The following is a 16051-nucleotide window of genomic DNA, read 5'->3' as shown; positions in this document are numbered from 1 at the left end:
TCCTTCAGGCCCGCGCGTAGCGGGCGGTGCTGTCCCGGATCAGCAGCCCCTCGTCGACGAGCGCCCGGCGCAGGCTGACCCAGTCATCCAGCCAACCGCCGCAGATGGCGTTCACCTTGGGCTCGTCATAGGTCACGCCCTTCTCGAAGGACTCGGCGACCACCGTCAGCACACGGTTGCGGATCCTCGCGTTGCCGGGAATCGAGGCCAGGCGACCCTTGCGGAAGTAGGCGCCCGCGCCGTCCCCTCCGTCCCGGCCGGTCAGCCGCACCTCTTCGCGCACCGCCAGCCGGAAGGTTTCGTCGATGAGTCCGTAGGTGCCCCGGCCCGGGTCATGAGAGGCGATCCGCCCGTAGGTCAACTTCTGCAGTGCCATCGCGGCGGCGGTGGACCGCAGCCCCGTCCGCTCGGCCACCTCGGTCACGGTGACGGCGCCCAGCACGAGGGCCGCGTAGGCCGAGCGGCGGTCTTCCTGCGCGAGAAGTCCGACCAGGTCGCGACAGGATGGCGGGCGCTCCTGCGTCCCGGTGGCGGCCCCGTCGTCGGGGGCGTCCCGCTCGGAGGCGATGTCGGAGGAGGCGGGTCGCGGGGTCTCGGTGGCGCTCAACTGCTCACTCTGCTCTCTGTTCGCCGGCTCGTTCGGGTGCGGCATGGGCTCGGTACGGCTGGGGACCCCACGACTATGCCGTCCCGGCGGCCTCCGGCAAGGTGTCTATCGCGCGCTTTCGGATGTTTCCGGCCAGTCCGCCGCCGGCGGGTCCCCGAGCCTGTTGACCGGCCCCAGTGACAAGGCCACACCCGGGCGGGCGAGCACCGATCCGGACGATCCGCCCTGGGGATGACGGGTCGCCGGTGGGCGACTGAGTCAGCTCACCAGAGCGCTCCTGTTGGCACGCGCCTCGGGCGATCTTCCACTGGCCGCTCATGTCGCCGCGAGCAACACCCACCAGTCCGCCAGTACCTGGAGCGATTCGACGACGCGCGACGGGCAAGAATGTTGTTGCTGGCCGACAGCATCCCACCCGGGGGAGGCATGCCTAAGTGAGTCCGACACCCGCCGACCCTCTCAACGGCGGCACTCTCTACGACGACGAAGCGCTGCGACCTCATGACCAAGAACTCTCAGAGGCATGCTTCGTTCCGCTTGGGGAGGCCCGCGATCTGGTCAGCGAGCGCATGCGGCGACGGCTCGATGCCGCAGTGAAGGCTCTGGAGGACGGACGGCCGATGTACGTCCACGACGGCGCTGCCAACTGGTGAGTCGGGTCGGTTGTGGCGCTCACTCCAGAGCACGATGACCAGCCGCACTCGATGCCCGAGACCCGAGCTTCGGGGTCGGTGCGTTCACTCTTCCGGGGGTGCCGTGGGCGGGGTCCTGGCCCGAAGCTCGGGTCCCGGGACTCGGGCGTCGGGATGCGAGCTTCGAGGTTCGAGCGGCTTCTTTAACCGGCGGGCAATGTATGGGGGTTGGGGAAACCTCCCCTACCTCCCTGACCTGTCACGATGAGCAAGTATGACTAATCGTGACAGCTTGCGGCGGAGCGTCACGAGTGCTTACGGTTCGAGAACCAATCGACCCCGACACGGTGTTAGAGCACCAGGTCGGGGTCTGACCGCAAGATCGATCACGTGAAAGGCGATCCCGTGGCTACTCAGCACACTAGCTCTGCCCTGCCTGCCCCCGCACGCTCCGCCGCGTACCCGATGGCGAAGCCCGGCTACGGAAAACGCTCTGCGTCCGGCCAACCTCCCCGCATGCCAAGCGACTTCAGCTTTCTGCCGGTGCGTGAGCGGTACGTTGCCGCTTTCGTCGACTGTCTCCCCGAGGGTGCGGCGATGAGCGTGAAGGAGCTGGCCAAGCAGCTCCCGCTCTACGGGCAGCAGGCCATCAGCAGCGCCCTGACCGCCCTGTCGGTTGCTGGGCACCTGCGGCGCGTACGGTGCGCGGTCGGCGTCGGCGACGAGATGCGGTGGGTCTTCCGCACCTTCTGGTCGCGTGCCGCACGCGACAACGAGTGGTGGACCACCCACCTCACCACCGAGAAGGCCACCCGCGCCGTGAGCCCCGCACCGGATGCCCCGGCGGCGGACGCGACTCCGCCGCCGCCCTGGGTCCCGGACGAGGAACCGCCGCCCTGGATCCCGGACGAGGAGCCCCCGCCCGTCCCGGAGGAGGAGCCGCCGCCGTGGGTCCGGGACGAGGAGCCGTTCCCCGTCCCGGAGGACCCCGGTCCGGGACAGGGCCCCGAAGCCACCTCCGTACCGCAACAACGCATCCCGGCCCAAGCGCCGGACACGTCCTCCGCCCCGGACGTGGCCCCAGCCCCGGACACGGCCACGGCAACGCCTCCGTACTCCGACGCCGACCCTTCTCCCGCCTACCTCGCCCTGGCCCGGCTCGGCCACGTGGACCGCCGCCTTCCCCTCTCCGCCGGCGACTGCGCAGCACTGGAACCGCAGGCGGCGGAGTGGCTCGCCCGAGGCGTCGGCGTGGACTACCTGATCAGCGCCCTCACCGCAGGACTCCCCGCCCAGGTCGACAGCCCCCTCGGCTTCATCCGCAAACGCCTCACCGACAAGATCCCACCCCGCATCCCCACCACAGACAGCACCACCCCCGGCACCGCCCCAGCCCGCCGCATCCTCATCGAATGCACCGACTGCGGCCGCCCCGGCCAACCAGAAGCCCTCCCCGACGGCCTCTGCCGCCCCTGCCGCACCACCCACCAACCCGAAGCTGACCAGGCCCTGATCGACCCCACCGAGGCCGCCGACATCAAGGCCCGCATGACCGACCTCCGTAGCCTGCTCAAAACCGCCTGAGGCCGACGAACGGCGATTCAACTCATCCCTCTCCGTCAGCCGTCAGAGTGCAGGCAAGGGGACCACAACGCTTGCACGCTTACGAATGAGTAGCTGACGCTGTCGGGGATCTTGGCGATGACGTTCGGCCATGCCCTCGACATCTCAGTCTCCAAGGTCCCCGACCTCGTCACCCGCGATCAGCTCTGCGTGTCCTCGCGGCGTCCAACAGCGGCCGCAGCGGGTACGACGAGCAGCTTGCCGGTGGTACGCCGAGCCTCCAGATCGCTGTGCGCCTGGGCCGCCTCGGACAATGCGTAGCGGCCCGTTACGGTGACCTCAAGCGCCTTGGAGCGTACCCACTCGAACACATCAGCGGCCCGTCGGAGCAGTTCGGACCGATCGGCGATGAAGTCCCCGAGGCTGGGCCGGATCAGGGTCAGCGAACCACCGTGAGCGAGCCGAATCGGATCAAACGGCGGCACGGCACCACTTGCCGCGCCGAAGAGCACGAGATGGCCGCGGGTTCGCAGGCTGGCGAGGCTCGCATCGAAGGTGTGCGCGCCGACGCCGTCGAAGACAACCGGCAGTCCCTGACCGCCGTTGAGCCGCCGCACCTCGGCTGCGAGATCGTCGACTGCAGAGGAAAGGATCACCTCCGCGGCCCCGGCACGCTTCGCCAGTTCGGCCTTCGCCGTGGTCGACGTCGTGCCGATCACCCTGCCGCCGAGATGAGTGATGAGCTGGGTCAGAAGCAGCCCCATGCCCCCAGCAGCCGCATGCACGAGCACCATGTCGCCCCCCTGAACCGGGTAGGCGTCCTTGACGAGATAGTGCGCAGTCATGCCTTGGAGGAGCACGGCGGCGGCTGTCTCGAAGCCGATATCGTCGGGCAGCGGAACCAGCCGGGAGGAATCCACGACGGCCCGCTCGGCATACGTGCCGGGGATCTCCACCCAACCGACCCGGTCCCCGACTGCGACGTCAGCGACGCCGGGTCCCACTTCCACGACTGTGCCGGCGCCCTCAGTGCCCGGGGTGAAGGGCAGCGGGAGGCTGTACCGGCCTTCGCGGTGGTAGACGTCGAGGAAGTTGACCCCGGATGCGGCGACCTCCACGATCGCCTCGCCCGGACCCGGCCGCGGCTGGTCCACCTCGGCCTCCCGCAGCACCTCGGGACCGCCCACTTCGTACACCTGAATCGCTCGCATGACCCTCCCATATCGGTTCTTCCCCCACCAACCCCGTTGATGGCGAACCGATTCCCGGCAAGCAGACCAGCCCGCCGCCCCCGCCGGAGTGCGTGCCAGGGTTGGATTCGGCGTTCTGCCGGCCGCGCTCCCGGACCAGGCCGATGGCCCGGATCCTGGTCGGGCCGCTCTTCAGGTAGCGGGGGAGTCCTGGGCTGACAGCTCTTCCGCCAGTTCCCTACAGCGCAGGCGCGCTGGGGAGAAGTCGTAGGGCATCTTGCCGATGGCTTGGAACGCGCTCACGGAGTCAGCCTCCCGCCCGCCGGAGCCGAGGTTGCCCTCGTCCTCACCGTCATCGGCGCCATCCGGGTACAACACGTCCCAGGCGTCGAAGAGGGCATCATCTTCCTTCTCCTGTCCGGACTTCTCCATGACGGCCTGCAGGGCTTTCTCGAAGGCAACGCGCTCGACGGCCACTTCAGCCACCCGTGGGTCTTCGACGGCCACGCTGTCGTCGAGCGCCTCCTCCGCGCCATCGATACGGTCGGAGTCCTCCCGCAGGGCCGGATGCGTGGCCAGAGCGACGAAGCGGCCGGCCTGGACGGCCGCGCCGAGCGGGCCGAAGATCCGCTCGGTGACCAGCAGAGTGTCCAGGTCCGCCTGACGCAGGGAGCCCTCGGGCAGGTTCTTGAGGCGTTCGGTGACGAAGTCGGAGAGCAGGCCCATCCGGCTGCCCTCGGCTCGCATGCGCTGCACGGCCGCTCGTTGCCGCCGCAACTCCGCCTCCTGCTCGGCGAGGGATCGCTCCAACCGCTCCAGGATGCCCGCGATATCTTCTCCGTCGTCCGTACCGACGGAGACCGTGCCAGTGGTAAACGCGTCACGGATATCGTCCAGGGCGATCCCGGCGTCGGCCATCTTGCGAATCCACAGCAAGCGGATCATGTCCTCGTACCCGTAGCGGCGGCGGTCATCGCCGCCCCGCTCGGGCTCGGGGAGCAGGCCGATCTCGTGGTAGTGGCGAATGGCCCGTGGCGTGCTGCCGGCGAAGGCCGCCGCGTCGCCGATCTTGACCTGACGGGGTGGCATGAAAGACGGATGCATGAGCAGGGGCCTTCTCTTGGGGCATCGGGCTGTCAGTCCACCGGACCACATACCGCTGCGGGAGGTGCAACTCCATACCTGCCGCTCCGAGGCCTGAACCGTCGCTTCGAACCGGACCTCACGTCTGTCGAACCGCGCCACCACAGCCCGGTGCTGCTTGAGACAGCCGATCCCGTATTTGCCTGCGTGCCGGGCCTTGTTGTCGCTCGTGGTCGAAGAAGGGCGGACAGGCTGCTTAGCCTGTTGGCTCGTCTGCCCGTCTGTGATGGCTCTGCGCTCGCTGACGGTTTCCCGTCCGACCCCGAAGGACTGAGCTGTGCCCGACCGACCTGAGATCGTCTGCATCTGCGGCTCCACCCGGTTCGTGGACGAGATGAGCGCGGCCAACCGCGATCTGACCTTCGCGGGTGTCATTGTCGTCGCGCCAGGCGTCTTCGTGCGGGCCGAGGATCGCGAAGCAGGCGAGTCGATCACCGACGAGCAGAAGACCGCGCTGGATGCACTCCACCTGAGCAAGATCGACCTGGCAGACCGGGTTCTGGTCGTGAACCCGGGCGGGTATATCGGCGAGTCCACGAGCAGGGAGATCGCCTACGCCCGCGCTACCGGCAAGCCGATCTCCTTCACCGATCCCTCATGACCGATCCCGGTCACGCCACGGTCCGTCCGGCAGCAGGGCGCCGAGCACGGCCAGCAACTGTGGTGGCTCGACCGGGTCTGCCAGCGAGCTCAGATCCGACCACTCGATCCAGACGTACGTGTCCAAGTTGACCTGCTCATCGGGGAGCAGGCCGGTCCTCACCAGCGATGGTTGCTCGTCGGCGAACCGCGCGACGAAGAAGTGCTCCGTGCCGATGTACCGCTTGCCGTTCCACTGAACATCACGGTCGACCGGCACGGGCTGATCAAGCACCGCAGCCGGATCGAGTCCGGTTTCCTCGGCGGGCCGGTGTGTTGTTTCCACCATTCTGACGCTATGCGGTGGCCATAGAGTCGATCCAGGCCTGGGTCGTGTTGGTCGGCATCTCAGCGTGCCTTCGGAGCTGATCGGTCGATCATGCGGCAGGGAGCGGCCGTTGCTGCCGATCTCTTTGCTTCGGACATGACCGGCTTCGCAACAGTCGGACTCCGGACGCCGTGCCGTGTGAGCCTGAGTCGAATCCTTACGCAGGCCGGCCGCGAAGCGATCAGGGACCTCGTTGACGGCCTCCTTTCGACAGAATGACGGGATGAAGTAGAGACGACCGACGTTGGCGCGGCTGTCGCCGGCGAGTTGCAGCTGCTGGATCCCGACGTACGTGCGTCACGGTCACTCGCCGAGCGGCTGCTCGATCCGGAGTTCATCGAGGTCGGAGCATCGGGGCGGCGATGGATGTACGAGGAGATGCTTGCCGCGCTTCTGAGATGAGCGGCGTAGATGCGGACGGCCCGCGCATTGAGCCGTCTGGCATGACCGGAGTCGTACTGGCGCCCGGCCTGGTGCATCTGACCTACGAGACGGTTTTCGGCGGCAACCGGGCCCGCCGGAGCTCGCTGTGGCGCAAGAAGGACGGGGAAACGCCGTGGCGGATGTACTACCACCAGGCGACGCCTGTCCCGGCTGGTGAGGGGCAGAATGAGTGCTGAGATGCACGGCTTCCAACGGAGGTCGATCGCGTCACCCCGGGGGGATATATCTGTTTCTCGAGAAGTGAGTAAAAACAGCCCAGCGGCCACGTAAACCCGCAGGTCGCGAACCGTGGTCCCCGCGCGTGCGGGGGTGTTCCCCAGGCGTCGTATCGCCGCGCCCGGCGGCGTCCAAGTGGCAGCGCCCGCACCTCCCCGTACACAGTGACTACAGCCGGGAGACACTCATCACCCGGAAGATGGTCCGGGCGGCGGGCGGGACTGTGTGGGCGTCAGGGGTCGTGGGTCGGGGTGGCTGTGGGCTGGGTGGGAAGGGCAGGGCTGATGCGTAGGACTTCGTCTTCGGGGGTGAGGGCGGTGGAGGTGCGGTCCGGCGTGCCGTCTTCGGGCATATCGCGCTTGCCCAGGCGGCGCGGCGGCGTGTGCCGTGTTCTTCTTTCCCTCGTCAGCGTCGTCTCGGTGGCCGGGTGCATGGGCGAGGCGAGCAGCGCATGCACGCTCGCCGACATGGACTCGGGCGTCTCCGTCGTCTGGCGGCCGGCCGACTTCCAGGGGTCCGGAGGGGCGACCCTTCGGGTCTGTGTGGATGGCTCCTGCGAAGAGCGTGCGTCCGGTGATCCGAGTGTGCCGATGGGGCTGGCCTCGGTGCGGCTTCCGCATGACGTCGGGGCGAAGAAGGTGGCGGTCGAGCTGACCGTGACTCCGGTGAAGGGCGACAGCGTGGTCATGGACACCGCGCAGGCCCAACTGACCGAGGAACGGCCCAACGGGCCGAACTGCGAACCCGTGGCCTGGGTCGCCTCCTTCCGTGCCGACCCGGTCAGGGGGCTGGTTTCTACGGAAGGCTTCTCCGCTCAGGGGGATTAGCGGCATCCGTACCGTCGTCCTTCAGGGGCCCGTCGGCGGCGGTACCGCCGGCGTCCGCAGGCCCAGACGGTCGTGCGGGTCCGCGATCTCCCTCGGGTGCGCGGCCAGCAGGCGGCCCGCCACCGGGAGCGGCATGCGGATCACCACCGGGGTCGGGAGCGTCAGGTCGCGTTCCGCCACCTGGGTGTTGGATGTGCGTACGCGGTCTGTTACGCGGGCCACCACCCTCACATCCAGGGTGAATTGGACCAGGACCGAGGCGAACTTCGGCTTGTGCAGGGGCATCGAGCCCGCTCCGTGTGCCGACGCGCCGGTGGCCGAGCCCGAGCCGTCCGTGTTGCCCATCAACTGGTTGAGGCGGAACTCGTCGGCGTTCAGGACGCCGGCGCCCACCAGGCCGCGCGCCTGTCTGCTCTGTTCGGCCGAGCTCTGGCCGTCCGTCTGGGTGGGGCGGGGCGCGCCCAGGTCGCTCTGGGCTGCCGTCTCGAACGTCATCTTGTCCCCGGTGCCCAGGACCCGGCCCGCCCGCAGGCGTGCGTGCACCGAGGCTTGCAGGTCCTGGCCAGACGCCCCGCTCGCGTGCACCGGGGGCAGCTCCGCGCCGGCGTTGGTGAGCAGGGGCAGGGCCGCGATCAGCCACTCGGTGGAGACCGCCTCGCCCAGGGTGTACGCGGCGGCCTGGCCCTTCCGGCGGAAGCGGTCGTTGCCGCCCGCCGCCCTGATCGCTGTCGACACCAACTCCCGTACGCGTGGAGCACCCTGGAGGCCGTTCACCTGGGCCTCCATCGGGAGCGGGACGCCGTCGGACCGCCAGGCACCGAGGCCCGCCGTGCCGGTGTCCGGGGTGCCCCGGGGCGGGCGTGGAGCGCGGCGTGGGGTGCTCACCCGGCGTAGTGCCGTGAGGTCGCTCTCCAGGATCCGGTGGGTCAGCGCCGTCCGGCCCGATCCGGCCAGGGCCACCCGGCGGTCGCCACGGTGGAGTTCGAGGCTCGCCACGATCGGCACCCGCATCTTCACCGCCTTGGCCGTCTTCGCCTCCGCCACCGTCTTCATGCCCAACTGGCCGCGTGCCGCACCGCCCCTGCGGCGTCCCGAGCCTGAGGCCACACCGAGTCCGCCCGCCCCTCCGACGCTCTTGAGCTGGCCCGCCCCGCCGTCCGGTTTGCCGGAGGCCGCGAGGATGCCCTCCACGCCGGTGGTCGTCCCCTCATCGTGGGAGGTGGCCTGCTGGGCGGCGGCCGAGGTGATGTACTCCATGTCCCGGCCGTCGTCCGCCTCCCTGTCCCAGACCCCCTCGCCGACCCTGTCCACCTTGAACACCGCCCAGTACGGCGTTCTGCGGCCGTCCAGCAGTTCCACCGTGACCCCGCCGTCCATCGCGCTCGCCAGCAGACCGGTCGAGCCGTCCCGGTCCAGGACCCGCAGCAGGCGCTGCACGTTGTCGTTGCGGTCCCGTAGTTGCCGGCGCGGCAGGAGATCGTCCGCCACGTCCTGTTGACCGGTGAGCGCGAGGTTGCCGCGCAGTCCGTCCAGCAGGGGGACGAAGTCCGGCAGGTCCTCGATCATGCCGAAGCCCAGAGGCAGGTCGCGGGCCAGGGTCGGCCTCGGCCGCGCCGGTCCACCCGTCGATGCCCCCGTATCCGTATCCGTGGCCGGGGCTGTAGCCGTAGCCGTAGCCGTACGATCCAGGCCCTCGGCCGGCCGCGAGCCCCCGTCCAGCTTCAGCGCCTTACGTGCCGACGCGGGCAGGGTCACCCCCGCCGCCTGCAACTGCTCCGCTGTGAGCCACACCGCCGCCGCACCCGGCAGGGTACGCGCCGCGTTGGCCACGTACGGGCCACCGCCCGTCACCTTGACCTCCGCGACCATCGTGACGAGCAGATCGCACCGGACGAGATACAGCGGCGCCTTCTTCGGCGTGTGCGCGTTGCGCTCCACGGTCCCCGAGACGGTGGCGGCCTCGGTGTCGCCCGTACTCGACGCCCCGTACCCCGAAAGGCCTTCGCCCATCCGCCAGTCGGTGCCGTTCTGCACGAGGGTGCCCCCGACCGTCACCGCACTGCTGGTGCCCGTCCCCTGCTGTCCGCCCGCCTGGTGGCCGCCCAGCACGAACGTCTCGGTACCCGGCCCCGCCGTCTCGTGCACCAACTGCGGGGCGGCCAGCGCCAGCCGGGTGCCCACCGCGCCGTTCAGCGCGGCCAGCCGGCGTGGGTAGCGCAGGTTCTTCACCACCCACCCCGACGACGCGGCCTGCCGCAGCGAGGCGGTGATCGCCCGCGGGCTGAACCGCTCCTCGACCGCCAGCCGGGGCGCCAGCCCCTCCGTGGACAGCGCCGCGTCCTCCCATCCCGCCTGGCCTCGGGCGGCGGCCCGGGACAGCAGTGACAGGGCGAGGTCACGGACCGGTTGCCCGTCGCCCACGGTCTCCACCAGCTGCCAGTCCCGTACCAGCTGCCCGGTCGCCGGGGTCGGGGCCAGGCCGGACAGATCGCCGATGCCGGACGCCGCGACCGGCTGCACCGGGCCGGGCGCCTGCCCGCCGCCCGCGTCCAGCCGTGCCTTCTCCGCCGTGTCGACGGTGAACTCGGACGGTGTGAGCAGGCGTACGTCCTGTGCGCCGATGCTCAGGCTGGCCAGTGCCCGGGCCTCCGCCGCGTCCCGGCCGGGGGCACCCGGGGTCACCGCACGGGCCATCTTGCGTTTCCGCGAGGTCATCGTGACGTCCACGTTCAGGTTCAGCGCCGCCCCGAACGCGCTCGCCTTCTCCGATCCGTTGGTGAGGACATCGGTACGGGTGGTGGGTCCGGCCTGGTTGCGGCGGGTGCCGCTGGACTGCCGGTCGTAGCGGGCCGAGGCGGTGAGCGCACCCGGTACCAGCCGGGCCTGGGCCAGCACCATCCCGCCGATGGAACGTGAACTGCTGCGCCCGCTCTGTGCGTTGGCCGCGACTCCCGAGTGGCTGCGCACCAGCCAGTCGTCGATGTCGCCGAGATGGCTCGTCACGCCCAGGACGCCGTGGACCCGCAGCTGTACGTCGTGGGAGTGCATCGTGGTCTTGCGGCGCAGCCGGACCCGGATACCCGTGGACAGCAACTCGTCCTTGTTCGCGCGCAAGTTGGCCTCGGAAAGGGCGGCCATCAGCTCGCGGTAGTTGGCACGCTGCGCCTCTTCCTCCTCCCGGCTGGTGTCGGCCGGCGGCCGTGTCGTACCGAAGGCGGGGAGGTAACCGGCCAGCCGGGCATCGGTGGCGAACATGTTCTGTACGGCCCGCAGCATGGGCTCGGCGTCGATCCGGCCGAGCGTGACACTCGATCCCATCGCGCCGAAGGGCAGATGCCGCTCGTCCGAGGCCGGAGCCGAAGCCGGAGCCGATCCCGATGTCGGTGCCGATGCCGATGCCGATGTCGATGTCGATGTCGTAGCCGTAGCCGTAGCCGTAGCCGAGGATCCCGCCGGCCTCTTCACGAACTCGTCCGCCGTCACCCCCTCCGGCAGCGGCAGTCCCAACTCCTGTGCCTCGTCAGCCCGCAGACTGATCCACACCCGCATCGCGTGGGTGGCGACCCGTGCCTCCGGCCGCAGGATCATCCGGGCCGTCCGGGGGCCCGTGCCCTCCACGGTGAACTGCACCGTCCCGACGTACAGCACCTTCTCGCCCCGCACCTCCGCGCCCTGCCGGCTGGAGACGGTCTGCTCGTTCACGCTGAACCGGGCCTTGCGGGCCGCTGCCACCGGCATCGCGGTGCCTCGTACCACCGCAGCGTTGGGTGCGGCCCCGAAGCCGATCGCCGGGCCGATACCGCCTGCGAGGGAGCGGCCCTTGCCCGCCGTCTCGGTCCTGGTGTGCTGCGCCTGCTGGTGGGTACGGAGCTGGGTCTTCCCGGCCGCCCAGGCGGGGGCGAGGCCGGTGACGGCGGCGCGCATCCGGTAACTGCCGCCGCTGCTCCCGTCCTTGGAGTACAGGTCGTCCCCGGTGACCCCGCTGCCCAGCAGCCGGGGCAGGTCCTCCAGCACGGTCGGGGTGGCCGTCGCCTCGTACAGCCGGGAGCGGCCGGGGGCTCCGGGCGCGGTGAGTGAAGGGTGCAGGACGGAGGCGACCGCGTCGAACAGGCCGCCGCCGCCCCGGTGCGGTGCGGCGGTGTCGGAGACGGCGACCGGGGCCAGCGAGTCGGCCAGGGAGACCCGCTTCGCGAGCTCGGCGTCCACCGGCTGCGGCCGGTCCGGCGCCCCGGTGCCCGCCGGGATCAAGTGCTCCGTGGGCACCCGCTGGGCGAGCCTCCCCTTGCCCTGGAAAAGGTGCGCACCCCGGCCCGCCTGCGGCCGGATCCGTACGACGTACACCACCCGGCGCTCCACCTCCACCGAACCCGTGTCGCTCCGCAGCACCCGCGGTTCGGCCACCCCGCGCTGGGAACGGGAGTCCCGCGAGGACTGCCAGGGCTGTACGCTCCCCGTCGCCGCGGCGCCCAGCCACAGCCCCGGGACGACCGGGGCCAGCCCGAACGCGGTACCGCCCGCGCCCGTGCTGGCGGAGTTGCCGACCGAACTGCCGCTGCTGGCGACGCTGTTGTGCTGGACGTCGACCTTGGTCTCCTTGCCCTCCGCGTCGTCCACCGCGGCGAGCGGTGCCCCACCGGGGTCCGGCGGGGCGCTCGCGAGGGTGGCGGTGGGGTGGAACGTGGGCGGCCGGTCGTCGGGCGCGGGTTCGATGCTCACGGTGACGTCGAACCCGTTGCCGCCGCCCTGCCCTTCCTCCGCGCCCTCCACCGAGAACGCGCGGCCCTGGCCGAAGAACGACTCGGGCCGCCCGGCCAGTTCGGCGGAGATGGCGGCCACCGTGCCGCCTCCGTGCCCCACGACGGCCGCGATCGCGCTGCCCACGAACTCCTGCCCGGTCAGCCCGTACGCCGTGGAGAGCCCGCCCGCCTCCAGGTCCACCAGGTACGGGGGCAGGACGAGGCCCTGTTCGGCGCGCTCGTCGATGGCGGGGGGCCGGTTCACGGGGCGCTTCCCGCGGCGCACCGCCCGCGTCGTGGCCTCGTTGCCCAGCGTCTGCTGCATGGCCCGGAGGCTGCCGGGGCCGCCGCTGAGGACGCCAGGACCGGCCGGGTCGCGGCGCGTCATCCGGGCCGCCTCCCCGGCTTCCTCGGACACGCCCCGCGCACTCGCACGCGCACTCGCGCTGGAACTCCCGCTCCCGCCGTCGCTCTCCGCCCCCCGCTGCTGCCTGCGCACAGCGTCAACGTAGCCAGCGGCAGAGCCCTCCGAGCCCGATCCGTCGGCCCTGCGGCCATTCGCCGCCGGCTCCACATCCGTACGTCAACTGCCGTACATCCGACCGTACGTACCCGCCCGGCCCGGCCTCACCCCAGCTCCTCCTCCACCAGTGCCGCCCACTGCGCCACCACCCGCGCACGCCGGGCGGTGTCGTCGGTGAGGAGGTTGGCGAGGCCCAGGCCGCGGGCCATGTCCAGCAGGCCCTGGACCGTCTCGCGGGCCCCGGGGCGGGACTCGTCGGCGCCCAGGAGTTCGACGGCGATCCGGTGGGTCTCGCGGCCCACCCGCGCCTCCAGCTCCGTCACGCGCGGCCGCAACGGCTCCTCGTTCGACGCGGCCACCCAGAGCTGGAGCGCGGCCCGGAACAGCGGGCCCGTGTACAGGTCCACCAGCGCCGCGACCACCTCCGCGCGCCCCTGCACGGGGAGCGCGCGGAGTGCGGCCGAGCGCTCCTCGGCCACGTACTCCACCGCCCCCGTGAACAGGTCCTCGCGGGTCGGGAAGTGGTGCTGGGCCGCGCCCCGCGAGACCCCGGCCCGCTCGGCGACGACCGAGACGGTGGAGCCCGCCCAGCCGTGTTCGGCCAGGCAGGCCACCGCCGCCTCCAGGAGCCGCTGCCGGGTCGCCCGGCTGCGGTCCTGCTTGGGCGCGTGCGCAGCCCGGGAAGCAGAGGAGGAGGAAGCAGAGGAGGAGGAAGCAGAGGAGGAGGAAGAGGTCACCGCACCCATGCCGGGTCCCGTCGTTCAAGGAAGGCCGTCATCCCCTCCCTGGCCTCCTCGGAGGCGAACAACGCGGCGGATCGGGCGATGAGGTCTTCGGCGTACTGGTCGAAGCTCCTCAGCACCGTAGCCGTGACCAGCTCCTTCGATGCGGCCAGCCCCTGCGGTGAGGCCCGGCGCAGGCCGTCCAGGACCGGTTCGAGCGCCTTGTCCAGGTCCACGTCACCGGCGGCCACCGTGACCAGCCCGATCCGCGCCGCCTCCGCCGCGTCGAACCGCTCACCCGTGAGGTAGTACCGGTTCGCCGCCGTACGGTCCACGCGCGGCAGCAGCGTCAGCGAGATGACCGCCGGGGCCAGGCCCAGCCGCGACTCCGTGAGCGCGAAGGACGACGCCTCGCCCGCCACCGCGATGTCGCACGCCGCCAGCAAGCCCAGACCCCCGGCCCGGACGTGCCCGTCGACCCGGGCCACCACCGGCTTCGGCAGCGCCACGATGTCCCGCATCAGGCCCACGAACGCCTCCGGCTCCGGCGGCGCCTTCAGATCGGCCCCGGCGCAGAACGTGGACCCCGTGTGGGCCAGCACCACCGCCCGTACGGTCTCGTCGGCGGCGGCAGCCGCCAGCGCCTCCCGGACCTCGCCCACCAGCGCCGCCGAGAGCGCGTTGCGGTTGGCCGGGGAGTCCAGGGTCAGCGTCGCCACACCCCGGTCCCGCTCCCGTGCGATCAGAGTCACTGTTCCTCCGTCATCTCCGTCTTGTCCACCTTGTCCGCCTTCTCCCGGTCGCGCAGCTCGCGCCGGAGGATCTTGCCGGACGCCGCCCGGGGGACGGCCCCGATGAACTCGGCCTGCCGCACCTTCTTGTACGGGGAGACCCGCTCGGCGACGTACGTCATGACGTCGTCCTCCGTCAGCCCGTCCGCCCCCGGGCCCCGGACCAGGAACGCCTTCGGGACCTCGTTGCCCTCGGCGTCGTACACCCCGATCACCGCCGCGTCCGCCACCTGCTCATGGGTCAGCAGCAGGGCCTCCAGCTCGGCCGGGGCGACCTGGTAGCCCTTGTACTTGATCAGCTCCTTCACCCGGTCGACGACGTACAGCCAGCCGTCCTCGTCGGTCCGGCCGACGTCCCCCGTGTGCACCCAGCCGTCCGCGTCGATCATGTCGGCGGTGGCGTCCGGGCGACCCAGGTACCCCTTCATCACCTGCGGGCCCCGGATCAGGATCTCGCCGTCCGTCCCCGGCTCCGCGTCCCGCGCCGGGTCCTCCAGCGACACGATCCGCATCTCGGTGTTCGGCAGCAGCTTGCCCACCGTGCCCGCCGGCGGCTCCGCCACGGAGAGCGGCACCACATGCGTCCCCGGCGACAGCTCCGTCATCCCGTACGCCTGCCGCACCGGCGGCAGCCCCAGCCGGGCCGAACACGCCTCCGCCAGCTCGGCGTCGAGCGGGGCGGCGGCGCTGACGATGTACCGGAGCGAGGACAGGTCGTACTCCCCCACCAGCGGGTGCTTCGCCAGCGCCAGCACGATCGGCGGCGCCACGTACAGACCGGTGATCCGATGCGTCTGGATGGCCTCCAGGAACTGGGCCAGGTCGAAGCGGGGCAGGACGACGATGGTCGAGCCGCAGCGGAGCGGGGCGTTCATGAGAGCGGTAAGCCCATAAATATGAAAGAAGGGAAGTACCGCCAGAATACGGTCACCTTCCCCCATCGGGATGAACGGTCCCAGCTGCTCCAGGTTCGTCCCGATCGACCGGTGCGTCAGCATCACGCCCTTCGGCGTGCCCGTCGTGCCGGAGCTGTACGGGAGCGCCGCCACGTCCTCGCCGGGGTCGATGGCGACGGCCGGTTCGGGGGCGGTGGAGGCAAGCATGTCCAGGACGGAGGCGTGGCCCTCCGCCTGGTCGCAGACGTAGATCTCCTGGACGCCGCCGGTCAGTTCGGCCGCCCGGCGGGCCGTGTCCAGGAGCGGGGAGACGGTCACGATCCACTGCGCGCCGCTGTCGGCGAGCTGCTTGGCGAACTCCTCGGCCGTCGCCAGTGGATGGACCGTCGTGACGGAGGCCCCGGCGCGGGTGGCGCCGTAGAAGACCGCCGGGTAGGCGATGGTGTTCGGGCTGTGCAGGGCGAGCACATCGCCCTTCCTGAGCCCCGCCTCGGCGAGCGCGGCGGCGATCCGCCGGTGGAAACCGTCGAGTTGGGCGTACGTGAGGGACATCCCGTTCGTCCCGTCGATCAGGGCGACCGTGTCACCGAACCCGGCGGCCTCGCCGAGGACCGCTTCGTGGATGGGTACGTCGAGGGCCGGTACGTCTGCGTACTCGCTGCGGAACACCATGGCGGTCAACCCCTGTCGTCGCGGTGGCCCGCGCCGCCCGGGAGGCGGCGCGGGACGCCGAGCGGGTGTGGAGAGTCAGAATCGCCCCTGAGGGTGGGGAAGGGGGAGAGGTCGGACGGGTT

Annotated in this window: 12 protein-coding genes and 1 pseudogene; 5 read left to right on the top strand and 8 right to left on the bottom strand. The window is 70.9% G+C overall.

Translation table 11 applies throughout. The annotated features are described in order from the left end of the window. Nucleotides 1–4: 4 nt before the first annotated feature. The gene (locus tag ACFWRT_RS10530) at nucleotides 5–568 is read right to left on the bottom strand and encodes a DUF2087 domain-containing protein (protein ID WP_380950717.1); all 564 of its coding nucleotides are present in this window, start codon (nucleotides 566–568) and stop codon (nucleotides 5–7) included. Between the two features lie 473 nt (nucleotides 569–1041). On the opposite strand from ACFWRT_RS10530, the gene ACFWRT_RS10525 reads away from it, so the two are divergent. Beyond that, nucleotides 1042–1260 carry an NUDIX hydrolase gene (locus ACFWRT_RS10525; protein WP_380950649.1) on the top strand — a complete coding sequence of 73 codons (219 nt, stop codon included), beginning with the start codon at nucleotides 1042–1044 and terminating at the stop codon, nucleotides 1258–1260. Between the two features lie 444 nt (nucleotides 1261–1704). Then, nucleotides 1705–2823, top strand: a complete 1119-nt coding sequence (locus ACFWRT_RS10520; RefSeq protein WP_380950718.1) for a MarR family transcriptional regulator — start codon at nucleotides 1705–1707, stop codon at nucleotides 2821–2823. A 179-nt stretch (nucleotides 2824–3002) separates the two neighbouring features. Here the strand turns inward: ACFWRT_RS10520 and ACFWRT_RS10515 are convergent, their stop codons facing one another. Then, a complete protein-coding gene (locus ACFWRT_RS10515) occupies nucleotides 3003–4013 on the bottom strand; it encodes a quinone oxidoreductase family protein (protein ID WP_380950651.1) in 1011 nt (336 codons plus the stop codon). A 171-nt stretch (nucleotides 4014–4184) separates the two neighbouring features. Continuing rightward, nucleotides 4185–5096 carry a MerR family transcriptional regulator gene (locus ACFWRT_RS10510; protein WP_380950652.1) on the bottom strand — a complete coding sequence of 304 codons (912 nt, stop codon included), beginning with the start codon at nucleotides 5094–5096 and terminating at the stop codon, nucleotides 4185–4187. Nucleotides 5097–5412: 316 nt separating this feature from the next. Between ACFWRT_RS10510 and ACFWRT_RS10505 the strand changes: the two genes are divergently transcribed. Further along, entirely contained in the window at nucleotides 5413–5736 is a 324-nt protein-coding gene (locus ACFWRT_RS10505; RefSeq protein ID WP_380950653.1) for a hypothetical protein, read from the top strand. Here the strand turns inward: ACFWRT_RS10505 and ACFWRT_RS10500 are convergent. After that, nucleotides 5731–6063 carry an NUDIX hydrolase gene (locus tag ACFWRT_RS10500; protein WP_380950654.1) on the bottom strand — a complete coding sequence of 111 codons (333 nt, stop codon included), beginning with the start codon at nucleotides 6061–6063 and terminating at the stop codon, nucleotides 5731–5733. The two genes, ACFWRT_RS10505 and ACFWRT_RS10500, sit on opposite strands and share 6 nt — an antisense overlap. Nucleotides 6064–6369: 306 nt before the next feature. Here ACFWRT_RS10500 and ACFWRT_RS10495 point away from each other — a divergent pair. Then, nucleotides 6370–6722: pseudogene (locus ACFWRT_RS10495) on the top strand (nuclear transport factor 2 family protein). Between the two features lie 357 nt (nucleotides 6723–7079). Beyond that, nucleotides 7080–7589 carry a hypothetical protein gene (locus ACFWRT_RS10490; protein ID WP_380950655.1) on the top strand — a complete coding sequence of 170 codons (510 nt, stop codon included), beginning with the start codon at nucleotides 7080–7082 and terminating at the stop codon, nucleotides 7587–7589. Nucleotides 7590–7610: 21 nt separating this feature from the next. On the opposite strand, the gene ACFWRT_RS10485 is transcribed toward ACFWRT_RS10490, so the two are convergent. From ACFWRT_RS10485 to ACFWRT_RS10470, 4 genes are all read right to left on the bottom strand, one after another. After that, nucleotides 7611–12650: a hypothetical protein gene (locus ACFWRT_RS10485; protein WP_380950719.1), complete on the bottom strand. Its 5040-nt coding sequence runs from the start codon at nucleotides 12648–12650 to the stop codon at nucleotides 7611–7613. Between the two features lie 302 nt (nucleotides 12651–12952). Further along, nucleotides 12953–13594, bottom strand: a complete 642-nt coding sequence (locus ACFWRT_RS10480) for a TetR/AcrR family transcriptional regulator (protein ID WP_380950656.1) — start codon at nucleotides 13592–13594, stop codon at nucleotides 12953–12955. Next, entirely contained in the window at nucleotides 13582–14322 is a 741-nt protein-coding gene (locus ACFWRT_RS10475; RefSeq protein ID WP_380950657.1) for an enoyl-CoA hydratase family protein, read from the bottom strand. The genes ACFWRT_RS10480 and ACFWRT_RS10475 overlap by 13 nt, the downstream gene beginning before the upstream one ends. Beyond that, complete coding sequence (locus ACFWRT_RS10470; RefSeq protein ID WP_380950658.1) at nucleotides 14319–15929, bottom strand: 4-coumarate--CoA ligase family protein; 1611 nt, start codon at nucleotides 15927–15929, stop codon at nucleotides 14319–14321. Before ACFWRT_RS10470 ends, ACFWRT_RS10475 begins: the two co-directional genes overlap by 4 nt. Nucleotides 15930–16051 lie beyond the last annotated feature (122 nt).

The organism is Streptomyces cyaneofuscatus (assembly GCF_042718795.1).
In the GTDB taxonomy this organism is placed as follows: domain Bacteria; phylum Actinomycetota; class Actinomycetes; order Streptomycetales; family Streptomycetaceae; genus Streptomyces; species Streptomyces cyaneofuscatus_A.
The sequence above is the reverse complement of the archived record's forward strand: the minus strand, read 5'-3'. Positions and strand labels throughout refer to the sequence as shown.